Raw genomic sequence first — 13,694 nt, 5'->3', positions numbered from 1 at the left:
CGTCATCTACCTGTTTTGGGCGAAGCTGGTAGACTCCGCCGCCATTATGATCAGACTTCAAAGCCTTACCTTACAGCGTGGTCCGCAACGTCTGCTAGAAGACGCCGAGCTGACTCTGCACGCCGGCCAGAAAGCCGGCCTGATCGGCGCGAACGGCGCCGGTAAATCCAGCCTGTTCGCGCTGCTTCGGGGTGAGTTGACCCCCGACAATGGCGATTGCCTGCTGCCCGCCGATTGGCGCATCGCCCACATGCGTCAGGAGGTCGACACCCTCGATCGTCTGGCGGTGGACTACGTCCTCGACGGCGATCTGCGCCTGCGTCAGGTGCAGCATGATCTCGCCGCTGCCGAGGCCGCCCAGGACGGCGCCGCGCAGGCGCGTCTGCATTCGGAGCTCGACAGCGCCGATGGCTATACCGCCGATGCGCGGGCGCGCAAGCTGCTCGCGGGTTTGGGCTTTACCAACGAGCAGATGGAGCGCCAGGTCAGCGACTTCTCTGGCGGCTGGCGGATGCGGCTCAACCTGGCGCAGGCTTTGATGTGTCCTTCGGACCTGCTGCTGCTCGATGAGCCGACCAACCACTTGGATCTCGACGCCATTCTCTGGCTTGAAGACTGGCTCAAGAGCTATCAGGGCACGCTGCTGCTGATCTCCCACGACCGCGATTTTCTGGATGCGGTGGTTGATCACGTCGCCCATGTCGAGCAGAAAAAGATCACGCTTTATCGCGGCGGCTACAGCGCTTTCGAACGCGCCCGTGCCGAACGCCTGGCCCAGCAACAGCAGGCCTACGACAAGCAACAGGCCCAGCGCGCACACATGGAGAAATTCATTACGCGCTTCAAGGCCCAGGCCACCAAGGCCAAACAGGCCCAGAGCCGGATCAAGGCGCTTGAGCGAATGGAAGAACTGTCGGCGGCCCACGTCGATTCTCCGTTCGACTTCACCTTCCGCGAATCGACCAAGATCTCCAGCCCACTGATGGATCTGTCTGACGCGCGGCTGGGCTATGGCGACAAAGCCATCCTGCAAAAAGTGAAGCTGCAACTGACGCCGGGCGCACGCATCGGCCTGCTGGGCCCGAACGGCGCCGGTAAATCCACGCTGATCAAAAACCTTGCGGGCGAGCTCGAGCCGTTGAGCGGACGCATGGTGCGTGGCGAAAACACGGTGGTCGGCTACTTCGCCCAGCATCAGCTCGACTCCCTGGACGCCAAGGCCAGTCCGCTGCTGCACCTTCAGCGTATCGCGCCCACCGAGCGCGAACAGGCCTTGCGGGATTTCCTGGGCGGTTTTGACTTCCGCGGTGCGCGCCTCGACGAGCCGGTGCTGAATTTCTCCGGTGGCGAGAAGGCGCGACTGGCGTTGGCCCTGATTGCATGGGACAAACCCAACCTGCTGCTGCTCGACGAACCGACCAACCACCTGGATCTGGAAATGCGCCTGGCCTTGACCATGGCGCTTCAGGAGTTCAGTGGCGCGGTGCTGGTGGTCTCCCACGATCGGCATTTGCTCAAGAGCACGACTGACAACTTCCTCCTTGTTGCCGATGGCCTGGTTCAGGAGTTCGATGGCGATCTGGACGACTATGCGCGTTGGCTGGTGGACTACCGCCTGCGCAATGCACCGGCCAGCAATACGCCGGTCAATGTCGACAAGACCGACAAGAAAGCCCAGCGTCAGCAGGCCGCCGCGTTGCGCCAGCAACTCGCGCCGCATAAGCGCGAAGCCGACAAGCTTGAAAAAGAGCTCGGCACGTTGCACGAGAAACTGGCGAAGATCGAAGTGGCTCTGGGCGACAGCGGCATCTACGAGGCGGCCAACAAAGATAAATTGCGCGACCTGCTGGCCGATCAGGCCAAGCTCAAATCCCGTGAATCCGAGCTTGAAGAAGCGTGGATGGAGGCGCTGGAATTGCTGGAGTCGATGCAGGCCGAGCTGGAAGCGTTGTCCTGATGGCGTCACCTGCGTTAGCCGTATGACGCAGCCGACCGGAACAGCTGTCTGACAAGTCACCGCAACAGTCAGAAATGACTGGCCTCTAAAGGCCGGTAAACACTAGGTTAGGCGAAGATTTCGTTACCTGAGGTGCGTGATGTCGCTCGAAACATGGTTGGCGTTTTTCGCCGCTTGCTGGGTTATCAGTCTGTCTCCGGGTGCGGGCGCCATTGCCTCGATGTCCAGCGGTCTGCAATACGGGTTCTGGCGCGGCTATTGGAATGCCCTTGGCCTGCAGGTCGCCCTCGTCGTGCAGATCGCCGTGGTCGCCGCCGGGCTTGGCGCGGTGCTGGCCACTTCGGCGCTGGCGTTCAGTCTGATCAAATGGTTTGGCGTTGCCTATCTGGTCTATCTGGGTATCAAGCAATGGCGCGCGCTGCCTGGCGATCTGGCAGATGAGTCAGCTGTTCGCCCGGTGGGCAAGCCGCTTGTGCTAATGGCTCGCGGTTTTCTGGTGAACATCAGCAACCCCAAGGCGATGGTATTCATTCTGGCGATCCTGCCGCAGTTCATCGACACGCACCTGCCGCTCCTGCCGCAATACCTGATCATCGCCGCGACCATGGTCTGCGTGGATCTGATCGTCATGGCGGGCTACACCGGCCTGGCCTCGAAAGTGCTCCGCGCCCTCAAAACCCCCAAACAGCAACGCCGGATGAACCGCACCTTTGCCGGACTGTTCGTCAGCGCCGCGGCGTTCCTCGCCACCTTGCATCGCGCCTGATCGCCAAAAGCCCGCTCCACAGTTGAGTAACAGCCGATCTAATTGGATGCGTGCGGTGTTTTGTAGGACCGGCTTCAGCCGGGAAGAGGCCGGTATCGACACCCTCACCTTTGCGGTGTGACGGCTGAAGTCTTCCCGGCTAAAGCCGGTCCCACTAAAAGCATCGCGCTCGTCCAGTGGAAATGGCAGTGCTTGCTCGGGAATGCATTGTGTCAGTCACCGTCATGTCACAGACGCCATCGCGTTCGCGACCGTCGTAACCTCCGATTGCTCCTACAGGGGATTTGCGTGCAACGCGGATGTCTGGCGCGCACACGAAATTGTAGGAGTGAGCTTGCTCGCGAAGGCGGTGTGTCAGCCACCGTCGATGTCACAGGCCTACCGCCTTCGCGACCGTCGTAACCTCCGATTGCTCCTACAGGAGATTTGCGTCCAACGCGGATGTCGGGCGCGCACACGAAATTGCAGGAGTGAGCTAGCTCGCGAACGCGGTGTGTTGGACAACATGGTTAAGAGGGGGAGCAACGTCTTACCACCAAAGCCGGTCGTACAATTGAGTCATAGCCATCAACGCGGCGCTTGAGTCCCCAGCGGCGAACATGAACAATGGCAACCCTTCGCATTCCTATTTGAGATCCACCCCCATGTTCCGCTCCCGCTTATTGCCCTGCCTGAGCCTCTTGCTGTTGAGCCTGTTCAGCTACGGTGCCTGCGCAGCGCCTGCCGAGGACGCGGCTCAGGCTTTGCATTTACTCGATTACATCGGGGCGGACTACCCGGCGACGGTCGCGAACGGCAAGGTCGTGGATGACGCCGAATACCGCGAGCAGGTGGAATTTCTCGCGTCGCTGCAGGGCACGATCGCCGCGTTGCCGGCAAAGCCAGAGCGCGCAGAGCTGGAGCAGGGCATCTCAGCGCTGTTGAATGCGGTCAACCAGAAGCAGGACGGGGCGCAGGTGGCTCGTCAGGCGCGTCAGTTGGGCGCGAAACTGGCAGTCGCGTACGAGGTCAGCCAGGCGCCGGTGATTACCCCGGATCCCGCACGTGGTGCGCCCTTGTATGCGCAGTATTGTTCGGTGTGCCACGGTGATGCGGGCGCGGGGGACGGTCCGGCCGGTATCGGTCTTTCGCCGCCTCCCGCCAATTTGCGCGACGCAGCGCGGCTCGACCGCCTGAGTCTCTACGACATCTACAACACCCTCGGGCTGGGCATTGAAGGCACTGAAATGCCAGCGTTCGCGGACCAGCTGGATGACCGTCAACGTTGGGACGTCGCCACTTACATCGCAGGCTTCAGCGCGGACTCCGCTGCGAAGCAGGACAAACCCTACAACCTCGCTGATCTCGCGCGGCAGACGCCCGCTGAGATAGGTGCCAGCGAAGGGCCGCAAGCCGCAGCAAGTTTCCGTGCCCAGCGCGCGCAGCCGCCTCAGGTTCAACGCGGCCCGGCGCAGCTGCTCGATTACACCAGCGCAACCCTCGACAAAAGTCTGGCCGCGTACCAGTCAGGTGATCGCGAACAGGCGTACGACCTGTCCGTCGCGGCGTACCTGGAGGGTTTCGAGCTGGTCGAAAGCTCACTCGACAACGTCGATGCGGCCGTGCGCAAGGACACCGAAAAAGCGCTCATGGCCTATCGGCAGTCGCTTCAGGATGGCCTGCCGGCAGCCCAGGCGGCGCAGAAGCTCGCTGACGCCAAGGTCAAGCTCAAGGAATCGGCCGACCTGCTCGGCAGCGATGGCCTGAGCACCTCATTGAGCTTCATCTCCGGTCTGCTGATCCTGCTTCGCGAAGGCCTGGAGGCGATTCTCGTGCTCGCGGCCATTCTCGCGTTCCTGCGCAACACCGGTCAGCAATCGGCGGTGCGCAGCGTCAACGTCGGTTGGGGACTGGCGTTGCTGGCGGGCCTGGGCACGTGGGCGCTGGCAGCCTACGTCATCGATGTCAGTGGCTCGCAGCGCGAGCTGCTGGAAGGCGCGACGGCGCTGTTCGCCAGCGTCATGGTGCTGTGGCTGGGTGTGTGGATGCACGACCGACGTCATGCCGCCGCCTGGCAGGATTACATCAAGAGCAGCCTGGTCGGCGGCGGTGGGCGTTTCGGTTTCGCGGTGTTGGCGTTCTTCTCGGTCTACCGCGAGCTGTTCGAAGTCATTCTGTTCTACGAAACCCTGTGGCTGCAGGCAGGGCCCGCTGGCCACAATGCCGTTTTGGCTGGGGGCGCTACAGCGCTGGTGCTGCTGGTCGGCTTGGCGTGGGTGATCCTGCGGGGTTCGGCGAAGCTGCCGCTGACGCTGTTCTTCGGCATCAATGCCGCGCTGCTGTGCGCGCTGTCGGTGGTGTTCGCCGGCCATGGCGTGAAGGCGCTGCAGGAGGCCGGGATTTTTGGGACGCGTCCGGTGCCATTCTTCGAATTCGACTGGCTTGGCATTCACGCCGACGCCTATTCCCTCGGCGCGCAAGCCATAGCGCTGTTGGCGATTGTGGTGCTGTATGGCCGCAGTTGGCTAGCGGAGAAGCGCCGCGTGGCCATTGTCTAAAATTCACTTTCTGAAATCGGAGTCGCGTATGCGCGTCTGGATCGATGCCGACGCCTGCCCCAAGGCCGCAAAAGACCTCGTCATCAAGTTTGCCCTCAAGCGCAAGTTCGAGGTCGTGCTGGTGGCGGGGCAGAGCCAGATCAAGCCGAGCCTGACCTTGGTAAAGTTGATTGTCGTGCCCAGCGGGCCGGATGCGGCTGATGATTATCTGGTCGAGCACGCCGTGCCGGGCGAACTGGTGATCTGCAGCGATGTGCCATTGGCGGATCGGCTGGTGAAGAAGGGTGTTGCGGCGCTCGACCCACGGGGCAAGGAGTTCGATGCGCAGAACATGGGGCAACGCCTGGCGATGCGCAACCTCTTCACCGATCTGCGGGAGCAAGGGCAGGCCAGTGGCGGGCAGGGCGCCTATGGCGAGCGGGAGAAACAGGCATTTGCCAACTGCCTGGACCGGATCCTGACCCGGCTGGCGCGAGAATATCCCGCGCCGCCAGCAAGCGAGAACCCTTAAAGCTGCACGTCGGTGAGCGGCAGATGCGTCACCACCCGATCTTCAAAAGATCAGTCGTCAAGGCGGTCTTCGTTTTCCTGTACCAGCTCCAGCACCCGATCCACCAGCTTGTTGATCCCGGATGCCGCCTCACCAATAGACTTGGCGACCATGTAAGCGGGTGTGCTCACCAGTTTGCGGTCCTTGTCCTCGACGATCTCCGTCACCTCACAGTCCTGATGGGTCCCGCCCATGCGGGTAATCGCTGCGGCAGTGTCGGCGTCGTTGCCGATCGTGCAGGTGACGCCAGGTCCATAAATTTTGGCGGCCAGCGCGGGCGATACACAGATCAGCCCGATGGGCTTGCCGGCTGCTGCGAACGCTTCGGCCATCGCCAGCACTTCAGCCTGGACCTTGCAGCCAGCGCCCTGGGTCGAGAAGTTCGACAGGTTTTTTGCGGCACCGAAGCCACCGGGGATGATCAATGCATCGAATTCAGTGACGTCGGCTTCGCGGATGTCTTCGACGGCGCCACGGGCGATGCGGGCAGATTCGACCAGCACGTTGCGCGACTCGGGCATCTCTTCGCCGGACAGATGATTGATGACGTGGTGCTGAGGGATATTGGGTGCAAAGCACTTCACTGCGGCGCCGCGCTGATCAAGGCGCAGCAACGTCAGCACGCTTTCGTGAATTTCCGCGCCGTCGTAAACGCCACAGCCAGAAAGAATAACGGCCACTTTTTTGGTCATTCGCGTGTTCCTCTCTCGGGCGCTCCGGCCCATAGCCGGTTACGCAGGTCAGCATTGCGCTGATTGTCGCAAGCCATGAGCCTAGGACAACGCCGTCAGCGAATGTCTCCAGCTCCGTAGGCATGCGCCGAGGATTTACTCGTCAGGGGTGTTCTTGGCGTCCACATGGACTTGGGCGTTGGCTGCGACGGCCAGCTTTTCTTCGCGAGCGATGCGTGCGTTTTTAATGCGCCGGCGAACCCACAGCAGCACACCGATCACCAGCAATGCGCCCAACACCCACAGTTCGTACTTCTTGACGTTGCCCAGCAGGCCTTCGAGCACGGAGCCGAACTTGTACGCCGCCGCGCCCAGCGCCGCTGCCCATACCGCTGCGCCGATGCCGTTGAGCAACAGGTAGCGCCCCGGTGGATAACCGGACAGCCCGATAGCGACCGGCATGACCGTACGCAAGCCATACACAAAGCGGAAGCTCAGCACCCAGATGTCGGGGTGGCGCCGGATATGCTCCAGCGCGCGATCGCCCATCAACTGCCAGCGAGGCTTGCGCGCCAGAAGCTTGCGGCCATGCTTGCGTCCCATGAAATACCAGAGCTGGTCGCCTGCGTAGCTGCCGAAGAAGGCAACCACCACGACCAGATTGATATCCATGTATCCGCGGAACGCAAGAAAGCCGGCAAGCACCAGAATGGTCTCGCCTTCAAAAAAGGTCCCGAGGAAAAGGGCGAAGTAGCCAAATTCTTGTAAAAAATGCTGGAGCATCATTTGGGTGCTGGCGAAATGAACGCGCAGCCTAACGCGCCCAAGGCATTCAGGAAAGTATGCAAATGTGTCACCGCGTTAAAGTTTCCTACGTTCGGGAGCGATTGTTCGCGCGAAGAGCGGGTTTGTGTCGTACACGTTACGTCGCAATTACGCCTGTCACGTGAGTGTCATAATCGCCGCTTATAAATGTCACGCTTGCCCGCCTGGATGGGCGCGGATCCCTTCCTTGCACGTTGCCCTCTATCTGGCGCCACGCGAATGTTTGCAGTTCAGGGCTTGCACCGTACGGAGAAATCCGTAGCGTGGAGAGTCAAACCGCTCACAGCATTGAGCCTGACGCCGGTCGCCACGCCCCGCGATATCGACCCAGGCTGCAACTATCGTCAGAACCGCTGCCCCCTGGGCGTGACCGTTGTTCCACGCTGTACGTCACCACTGTTGTGGCGCAAGCGGCATTCCGACATCGGCCGTATGCGCGGCCCAACTGTTACAAGGCCAATTGCCTTACAGGATTATTCATGAGCACCGAAGGATCTACCGAAGCCGCAGTCGGGCTTGACCCTCAGCCCGTCAATCAGGAAGTCACTCCTTTGGTCGAGCCGACCATTGAAGTGGTCCCCGCGCTGGAACCGCCTCATCCGGCCCCGCATGCCATCGCTGTGCCCAATCTGGATGACAGCAGTCTTTATATCCATCGCGAGCTGTCGCAGCTGCAATTCAATATTCGCGTGTTGGAACAAGCGCTGGACGAGTCCTACCCGTTGCTTGAGCGGCTCAAGTTCTTGCTGATTTTCTCCAGCAACCTCGACGAATTCTTCGAAATTCGCGTTGCCGGGCTCAAGAAGCAGATCACCTTCGCCCGCGAACAGGCCGGTGCTGACGGTCTGCAGCCTCATCAGGCGCTGGCGCGCATCAGCGAACTGGTGCACGGCCACGTGGATCGCCAATACGCCATTCTCAACGACATCCTGCTGCCGGAGCTGGAAAAGCATCAGGTGCGCTTCATTCGCCGTCGCAACTGGAACGCCAAGATCAAGGCCTGGGTGCGCCGTTATTTCCGGGACGAGATCGCGCCGATCATCACGCCGATCGGTCTGGACCCGACGCACCCGTTCCCGCTGCTGGTGAACAAGTCGCTGAACTTCATTGTTGAGCTTGAAGGCATCGACGCCTTCGGCCGCGACTCGGGTCTGGCGATCATCCCGGCACCGCGCCTGTTGCCGCGCATCATCAAAGTGCCGGAAGACGTGGGCGGCCCGGGGGACAACTATGTCTTCCTGTCGTCGATGATCCATGCCCACGCCGATGACCTTTTCCAGGGCATGAAGGTCAAGGGTTGCTATCAGTTCCGTCTGACCCGAAACGCCGACCTGGCCCTCGACTCCGAGGACGTAGAAGACCTTGCCCGCGCGCTGCGTGGCGAGCTGTTCTCCCGTCGTTACGGCGATGCGGTGCGTCTGGAAGTGGCGGACACTTGCCCGAAACTGCTGTCGGACTACCTGCTCAAGCAGTTCAATCTGAGCGAGACCGAGCTGTATCAGGTCAACGGCCCGGTGAACCTGACGCGGCTGTTCAGCATCACTGGCCTGGACAGTCACCCCGAGCTGCAGTACATGCCGTTCACCCCGGCGATTCCGAAGCTGCTGCAGAACAGCGAAAACATTTTCAACGTGATCAGCAAGCAGGACATTCTGCTGCTGCACCCGTTCGAGTCCTTCACACCGGTCGTCGATCTGCTGCGCCAGGCGGCGAAAGACCCTCACGTGCTGGCCGTGCGGCAGACGCTGTACCGCAGTGGTGCCAACTCGGAAATCGTCGATGCACTGGTCGACGCCGCGCGTAACGGCAAGGAAGTCACCGCCGTCATTGAGCTGCGTGCCCGTTTTGACGAAGAGTCGAACCTGCAACTGGCAAGCCGCCTGCAAGCGGCCGGTGCCGTGGTGATCTACGGCGTGGTCGGTTACAAGACCCACGCCAAGATGATGCTGATCCTGCGCCGTGAAGCCGGTGAGATCGTGCGCTATGCCCATTTGGGTACGGGCAACTATCACGCCGGCAATGCGCGTCTCTATACCGACTACAGCTTGCTGACCTCGGACGATGCGTTGTGCGAAGACGTCGGCAAGCTGTTCAGTCAGTTGATCGGCATGGGTAAGACGCTGCGCATGAAGAAGCTGCTGCACGCGCCGTTCACCCTGAAGAAAGGCATGCTGGACATGATTGCCCGGGAGACGCAGTTCGCGTCCGAGGGCAAGCCTGCGCACATCATCGCCAAGTTCAACTCGCTGACCGACCCGAAGATCATTCGCGCTCTGTACAAGGCCAGTCAGACCGGGGTCAAGATCGACCTCGTCGTGCGCGGCATGTGCTGCCTGCGGCCTGGCGTGCCGGGCGTGTCCCACAATATTCAGGTGCGCTCGATCATCGGTCGCTTCCTTGAGCACACGCGGGTGTTCTACTTCCTGAATGGCGGTGACGAGCAGATGTTCCTGTCCAGTGCTGACTGGATGGAGCGCAACCTCGACAAGCGCGTCGAGACCTGCTTCCCGGTGGAAGGCAAGAAGCTGATCCTGCGTGTGAAGAAAGAGCTGGAAGGGTACCTGACCGACAACACCCATAGCTGGCTGCTGCAGCCGGACGGGCGCTACATTCGCAGCACCCCGACCGGCAACCAGAACGCCCGCAACGTGCAGGCGAGTCTGTTGGAAAAACTCAGCAACCCGGTCCTCAGCGTACGTTGAGGATGATGCCGACTCGGGTCAGCCACTCCGCTTCGAGCGCGAAGTCGGCCTGAGTCAGCTGGTTGTTTTCCAGCCAGCCATCCGGGAACACGATGTCCAGGTGGTTATCGTTGGCAGTCAGCACAGGCTGCGGCATCTCTTGGGTGCCGCGAATGTGGTGGAACAGAATTGCGAAGCGCAGCAGCACGCACAGTCGGATCAGCTTCACGCCTTCATTGCCGAACTCGGCAAACTTATCCTTGGGAATATTGCGACGATGACCGCGCACCAGCAGCGCGAGCATTTGCTGGTCTTCGCGTGAGAAACCGGCGAGATCGGAGTGCTCGATCAGGTACGCGCCATGCTTGTGGTATTGATAGTGGGCGATGTCCAGCCCCACTTCATGGACCTTGGCGGCCCAGCTCAGTAACTCGCGATACGCATTGTCCTCAAGCTCCCACGCCTTTGCCACTTGCTCCAGCGCCGACAGGGCCTTGCGCTCGACACGGGCGGCTTGTTCCAGATCAACGTGGTAGCGCTCCATCAGCGAGCTGAGGGTGCGTTCGCGCACGTCTTCGTGGTGATGGCGGCCGAGCAGGTCGTAGAGCACGCCTTCACGCAGCGCGCCTTCGCAGTGGTCCATGCGCTTGAGGTCGAGGGCGTCGAAGATCGCTTCGAGGATCGCCAGCCCGGCCGGGAAGATCGCCCGACGATCAGGCTTGAGGCCTTCGAAATCGATTTTGTCCACTTCGCCCAGCTTCATCAGCTTGCGCTTGAGCCAGGCCAGGCCTTCGGCGTTGACCTCGCCATTGCCGTGGCCGCCTGCCTTCAGCGCCATGCCGATGGCGCGAATGGTGCCGGAAGAACCGATGGCCTCATCCCACGTCAGGCGATGCAGAGCGTGCTCGATGCTCATGATTTCCAGCCGCGCTGCAGTGTAAGCCTGGGCGTAGCGGGCCGGTGTGATCTTGCCGTCCTTGAAATAACGCTGAGTGAAGCTGACACAGCCCATCTGCAGGCTTTCGCGCAACAGTGGCTCGAAGCGCTGGCCGATGATGAACTCGGTGCTGCCGCCGCCAATGTCGGCGACCAGGCGTTTGCCGGGCGTGTCGGCCAGGGTATGGGAAACGCCCAGGTAGATCAGTCGCGCTTCTTCACGGCCGGAGATGACTTCCACCGGATGGCCGAGGATTTCTTCGGCGCGATGGATGAATTCGTTGCGATTGCGGGCTTCGCGCAGGGCGTTGGTGCCGACGATGCGCACGGCGCCGGGCGGCATACCGTTGATCAGTTGGGAGAAGCGCTTGAGGCAGTCGAGCCCGCGCTGCATGGATTCTTCGCTGAGGCGGCGGTCGTCATCGATCCCCGCGGCCAGCTGCACTTTCTCACCGAGCCGCTCAAGGATGCGAATTTCGCCCTGATTGGCTTTGGCGACAACCATATGGAAGCTGTTGGAGCCCAGGTCGATCGCGGCGATCAGCGAGAGGTTTTTGGCTGTGGATAGCGGCATGGTCAAAAGGTCTCGGTCGATAACTCCGACATCGTGCCACGATCCATCACTGTCGCCAAACCGGCAACGTATTTGCGCGGTATTAGTAGGACTGGCTTCAGCCGGGAAGGGGCCGGGGTGTGCGCCATCGGTTTTGGATTTGTTGCAATCGCGCCGCTACGACTTACCCCTGCTCTACGGAGCCAATGAAATTCGCCAGCTCGGGCGTCTTGGGATTGGCCATCAATTCTTTTGGGTCACCGACTTCATGCACCTTGCCCTGATGCATGAACACCAGTTTGTCGCCCACCTCCCGGGCGAAGCGCATTTCGTGGGTGACCATGATCAGCGTCATCCCGTCTTTGGCCAGCTCGCGAACGACCGCGAGGACTTCGTTGACCAGTTCAGGGTCGAGCGCCGAGGTGATTTCATCGCACAGCAGCACTTTGGGCGACATCGCCAGCGCACGCGCAATCGCCACGCGCTGCTGCTGACCACCGGACAGTCGGTCAGGGAAGGCGTCGAATTTCTCGCCCAGGCCCACCCGGTCGAGCATCTCTTTCGCCAGCTTTTTCGCTTCGGCTTTGGAAACCTTCTTCACCACCTGCGGTGCGAGCATTACGTTCTCGCCCACCGTCAGGTGCGGAAACAGGTTGAATTGCTGGAAGACCATGCCGACTTTCTGTCTCAGGCTGCGCAGGTCAGCCCGCGCGGCATCGAGGTATTCGCCGTCGACCTCAATCACGCCGTCATTGATCGACTCCAGCCCGTTCAGGGTGCGCAGCAACGTGCTTTTGCCCGAACCGCTGCGCCCGATGATCGCCACGACCTGACCTTCCTCGACGCTGAGGTCGATGCCCTTGAGCACGTGGTGGTCGCCGTAATACTTGTGCAGGGCGGAAATTCTAAGCAGAGGCATGAAGTCTCCTTTCCAGATAGCGCGCGCTGAGCGACAACGGATAGCAAAGCAGGAAGTAGCCCAAGGCAACGAAGCCGTAGACCATGAAGGGCTGGAACGTAGCGTTGGCGAGCATGCCGCCGGTTTTGGTCAGCTCGGTGAAGCCGATGATCGACGTGACCGCCGTGCCTTTGACCACCTGCACCGAGAACCCCACCGTCGGCGCCACGGCAATGCGCAACGCCTGGGGCAGAATTACATAGCGCAGTTGCTCGAACGGCGTCAGCGCCAGACTCGCGGAAGCTTCCCACTGGCCGTTGGAAATCGACTCCACGCAGCCCCGCCATATCTCAGCCAGGTACGCACTGGTGAACAACGTCAGCGCCAGCGCCGCGGCGAACCAGGGCGAAATGTCGATGCCCATCAGCGCCACGCCGAAGAACACCAGAAAAAGCTGCATCAACAACGGTGTGCCTTGAAACAGCTCGATGTAACAGCGCGCAAGCCTGCGCGGGACTGGCTTCTCGGAGATGCGCAGGGTCATCACCAGCAACCCGATCACGCCGCCGCCGATGAACGCCACCAGCGACAGCGCCAGTGTCCATTGCAGGCCGGTCAACAAGTTGCGCACGATGTCCCAAAGGGTGAAATCCATCAGCGGCTCCTCGCGATGTAGCGTCGACCGATCCATGCCAGTAACTGACGCACCAGCAGCGCCATGCACAGGTAGATCAGCGTGGTAATGATGTACGTCTCAAACGAGCGGAAATTGCGCGATTGAATGAAGTTCGCGGCGAAGCTCAGTTCCTCGGTGGCGATCTGCGAGCAGACCGCCGAGCCGAGCATGACGATGATGATCTGGCTGCTCAGCGCCGGCCAGACCTTGCCCAGTGCCGGGACCAGTACCACGTGGCGGAAGGTCTCGAAGCGGGTCATCGCCAGCGCGGCAGACGCCTCGATCTGACCGCGCGGAATCGCCTGCACGCCCGCACGGATGATTTCCGTGGAATAGGCGCCGAGGTTGATGACCATCGCCAGCACGGCGGCCTGCCACTCCGATATCTGCAGGCCCAGCGACGGCAATCCGAAGAAGATGAAAAACAACTGCACCAGAAACGGCGTGTTGCGGATCAGCTCGACATAGACACCGAAAATGGCCGAGAACGGCTGGATTTTCCACGCCCTGACAATCGCCCCGACGATGCCAAGACTGACGCCGAGCAGGGTGCCGATCGCGGTCAGTTCCAGCGTGAACAGTGCGCCGCGCAGGAGCAGGTCAGTGTTTTGCAGGACCGGAATAAAGTCGAACTGGTAAGCCAT

Annotated in this window: 11 protein-coding genes; 5 read left to right on the top strand and 6 right to left on the bottom strand. The window is 61.1% G+C overall.

The annotated features are described in order from the left end of the window. The first annotated feature begins 46 nt into the window (after positions 1-46). From ACYAR8_RS25515 to ACYAR8_RS25500, 4 genes are all read left to right on the top strand, one after another. Positions 47-1,957 carry an ATP-binding cassette domain-containing protein gene (locus ACYAR8_RS25515; protein WP_108121176.1) on the top strand — a complete coding sequence of 637 codons (1,911 nt, stop codon included), beginning with the start codon at positions 47-49 and terminating at the stop codon, positions 1,955-1,957. A 139-nt stretch (positions 1,958-2,096) separates the two neighbouring features. Then, positions 2,097-2,723, top strand: a complete 627-nt coding sequence (locus ACYAR8_RS25510) for a LysE family transporter (RefSeq protein WP_074892691.1) — start codon at positions 2,097-2,099, stop codon at positions 2,721-2,723. 644 nt (positions 2,724-3,367) lie between these two features. After that, positions 3,368-5,260 carry an FTR1 family protein gene (locus ACYAR8_RS25505; RefSeq protein WP_463581414.1) on the top strand — a complete coding sequence of 631 codons (1,893 nt, stop codon included), beginning with the start codon at positions 3,368-3,370 and terminating at the stop codon, positions 5,258-5,260. A 28-nt stretch (positions 5,261-5,288) separates the two neighbouring features. After that, a complete protein-coding gene (locus ACYAR8_RS25500; protein ID WP_074892563.1) occupies positions 5,289-5,771 on the top strand; it encodes a YaiI/YqxD family protein in 483 nt (160 codons plus the stop codon). Between the two features lie 50 nt (positions 5,772-5,821). Here ACYAR8_RS25500 and elbB read toward each other — a convergent pair whose 3' ends face one another. Beyond that, positions 5,822-6,502, bottom strand: coding sequence for an isoprenoid biosynthesis glyoxalase ElbB (elbB, locus tag ACYAR8_RS25495; RefSeq protein WP_463581413.1), 681 nt, complete (start codon positions 6,500-6,502; stop codon positions 5,822-5,824). Positions 6,503-6,637: 135 nt separating this feature from the next. Continuing rightward, the gene (locus ACYAR8_RS25490) at positions 6,638-7,267 is read right to left on the bottom strand and encodes a DedA family protein (RefSeq protein WP_463581412.1); all 630 of its coding nucleotides are present in this window, start codon (positions 7,265-7,267) and stop codon (positions 6,638-6,640) included. A gap of 518 nt (positions 7,268-7,785) precedes the next feature. Between ACYAR8_RS25490 and ppk1 the strand changes: the two genes are divergently transcribed. Then, positions 7,786-10,008 carry a polyphosphate kinase 1 gene (ppk1, locus tag ACYAR8_RS25485; protein WP_463581411.1) on the top strand — a complete coding sequence of 741 codons (2,223 nt, stop codon included), beginning with the start codon at positions 7,786-7,788 and terminating at the stop codon, positions 10,006-10,008. Here ppk1 and ppx read toward each other — a convergent pair. The 4 genes from ppx to ACYAR8_RS25465 all read right to left on the bottom strand — a co-directional run bounded on the left by ppx (position 9,995) and on the right by ACYAR8_RS25465 (position 13,694). Next, on the bottom strand, positions 9,995-11,497 hold the full coding sequence (ppx, locus tag ACYAR8_RS25480) for an exopolyphosphatase (RefSeq protein WP_463581410.1): 1,503 nt from the start codon (positions 11,495-11,497) through the stop codon (positions 9,995-9,997). The two genes, ppk1 and ppx, sit on opposite strands and share 14 nt — an antisense overlap. Positions 11,498-11,660: 163 nt before the next feature. After that, on the bottom strand, positions 11,661-12,395 hold the full coding sequence (locus ACYAR8_RS25475; protein ID WP_074892568.1) for an amino acid ABC transporter ATP-binding protein: 735 nt from the start codon (positions 12,393-12,395) through the stop codon (positions 11,661-11,663). Beyond that, positions 12,382-13,032 (bottom strand): amino acid ABC transporter permease, encoded by a 651-nt coding sequence (locus tag ACYAR8_RS25470; RefSeq protein WP_074892598.1) that lies wholly within the window; start codon positions 13,030-13,032, stop codon positions 12,382-12,384. Before ACYAR8_RS25470 ends, ACYAR8_RS25475 begins: the two co-directional genes overlap by 14 nt. Continuing rightward, positions 13,029-13,694: an amino acid ABC transporter permease gene (locus tag ACYAR8_RS25465; protein WP_074892569.1), complete on the bottom strand. Its 666-nt coding sequence runs from the start codon at positions 13,692-13,694 to the stop codon at positions 13,029-13,031. Before ACYAR8_RS25465 ends, ACYAR8_RS25470 begins: the two co-directional genes overlap by 4 nt.

Source organism: Pseudomonas sp. HP_01 (assembly GCF_055284355.1).
The sequence above is the reverse complement of the archived record's forward strand: the minus strand, read 5'-3'. Positions and strand labels throughout refer to the sequence as shown.

Coding starts and splice junctions, on each gene's coding strand:
- ACYAR8_RS25515 (WP_108121176.1), top strand. CDS start 47: ATGATCAGACTTCAAAGCCTTACCTTACAGCGTGGTCCGCAACGTCTG.
- ACYAR8_RS25510 (WP_074892691.1), top strand. CDS start 2,097: ATGTCGCTCGAAACATGGTTGGCGTTTTTCGCCGCTTGCTGGGTTATC.
- ACYAR8_RS25505 (WP_463581414.1), top strand. CDS start 3,368: ATGTTCCGCTCCCGCTTATTGCCCTGCCTGAGCCTCTTGCTGTTGAGC.
- ACYAR8_RS25500 (WP_074892563.1), top strand. CDS start 5,289: ATGCGCGTCTGGATCGATGCCGACGCCTGCCCCAAGGCCGCAAAAGAC.
- elbB (WP_463581413.1), bottom strand. CDS start 6,502: ATGACCAAAAAAGTGGCCGTTATTCTTTCTGGCTGTGGCGTTTACGAC.
- ACYAR8_RS25490 (WP_463581412.1), bottom strand. CDS start 7,267: ATGATGCTCCAGCATTTTTTACAAGAATTTGGCTACTTCGCCCTTTTC.
- ppk1 (WP_463581411.1), top strand. CDS start 7,786: ATGAGCACCGAAGGATCTACCGAAGCCGCAGTCGGGCTTGACCCTCAG.
- ppx (WP_463581410.1), bottom strand. CDS start 11,497: ATGCCGCTATCCACAGCCAAAAACCTCTCGCTGATCGCCGCGATCGAC.
- ACYAR8_RS25475 (WP_074892568.1), bottom strand. CDS start 12,395: ATGCCTCTGCTTAGAATTTCCGCCCTGCACAAGTATTACGGCGACCAC.
- ACYAR8_RS25465 (WP_074892569.1), bottom strand. CDS start 13,694: ATGGCTTACCAGTTCGACTTTATTCCGGTCCTGCAAAACACTGACCTG.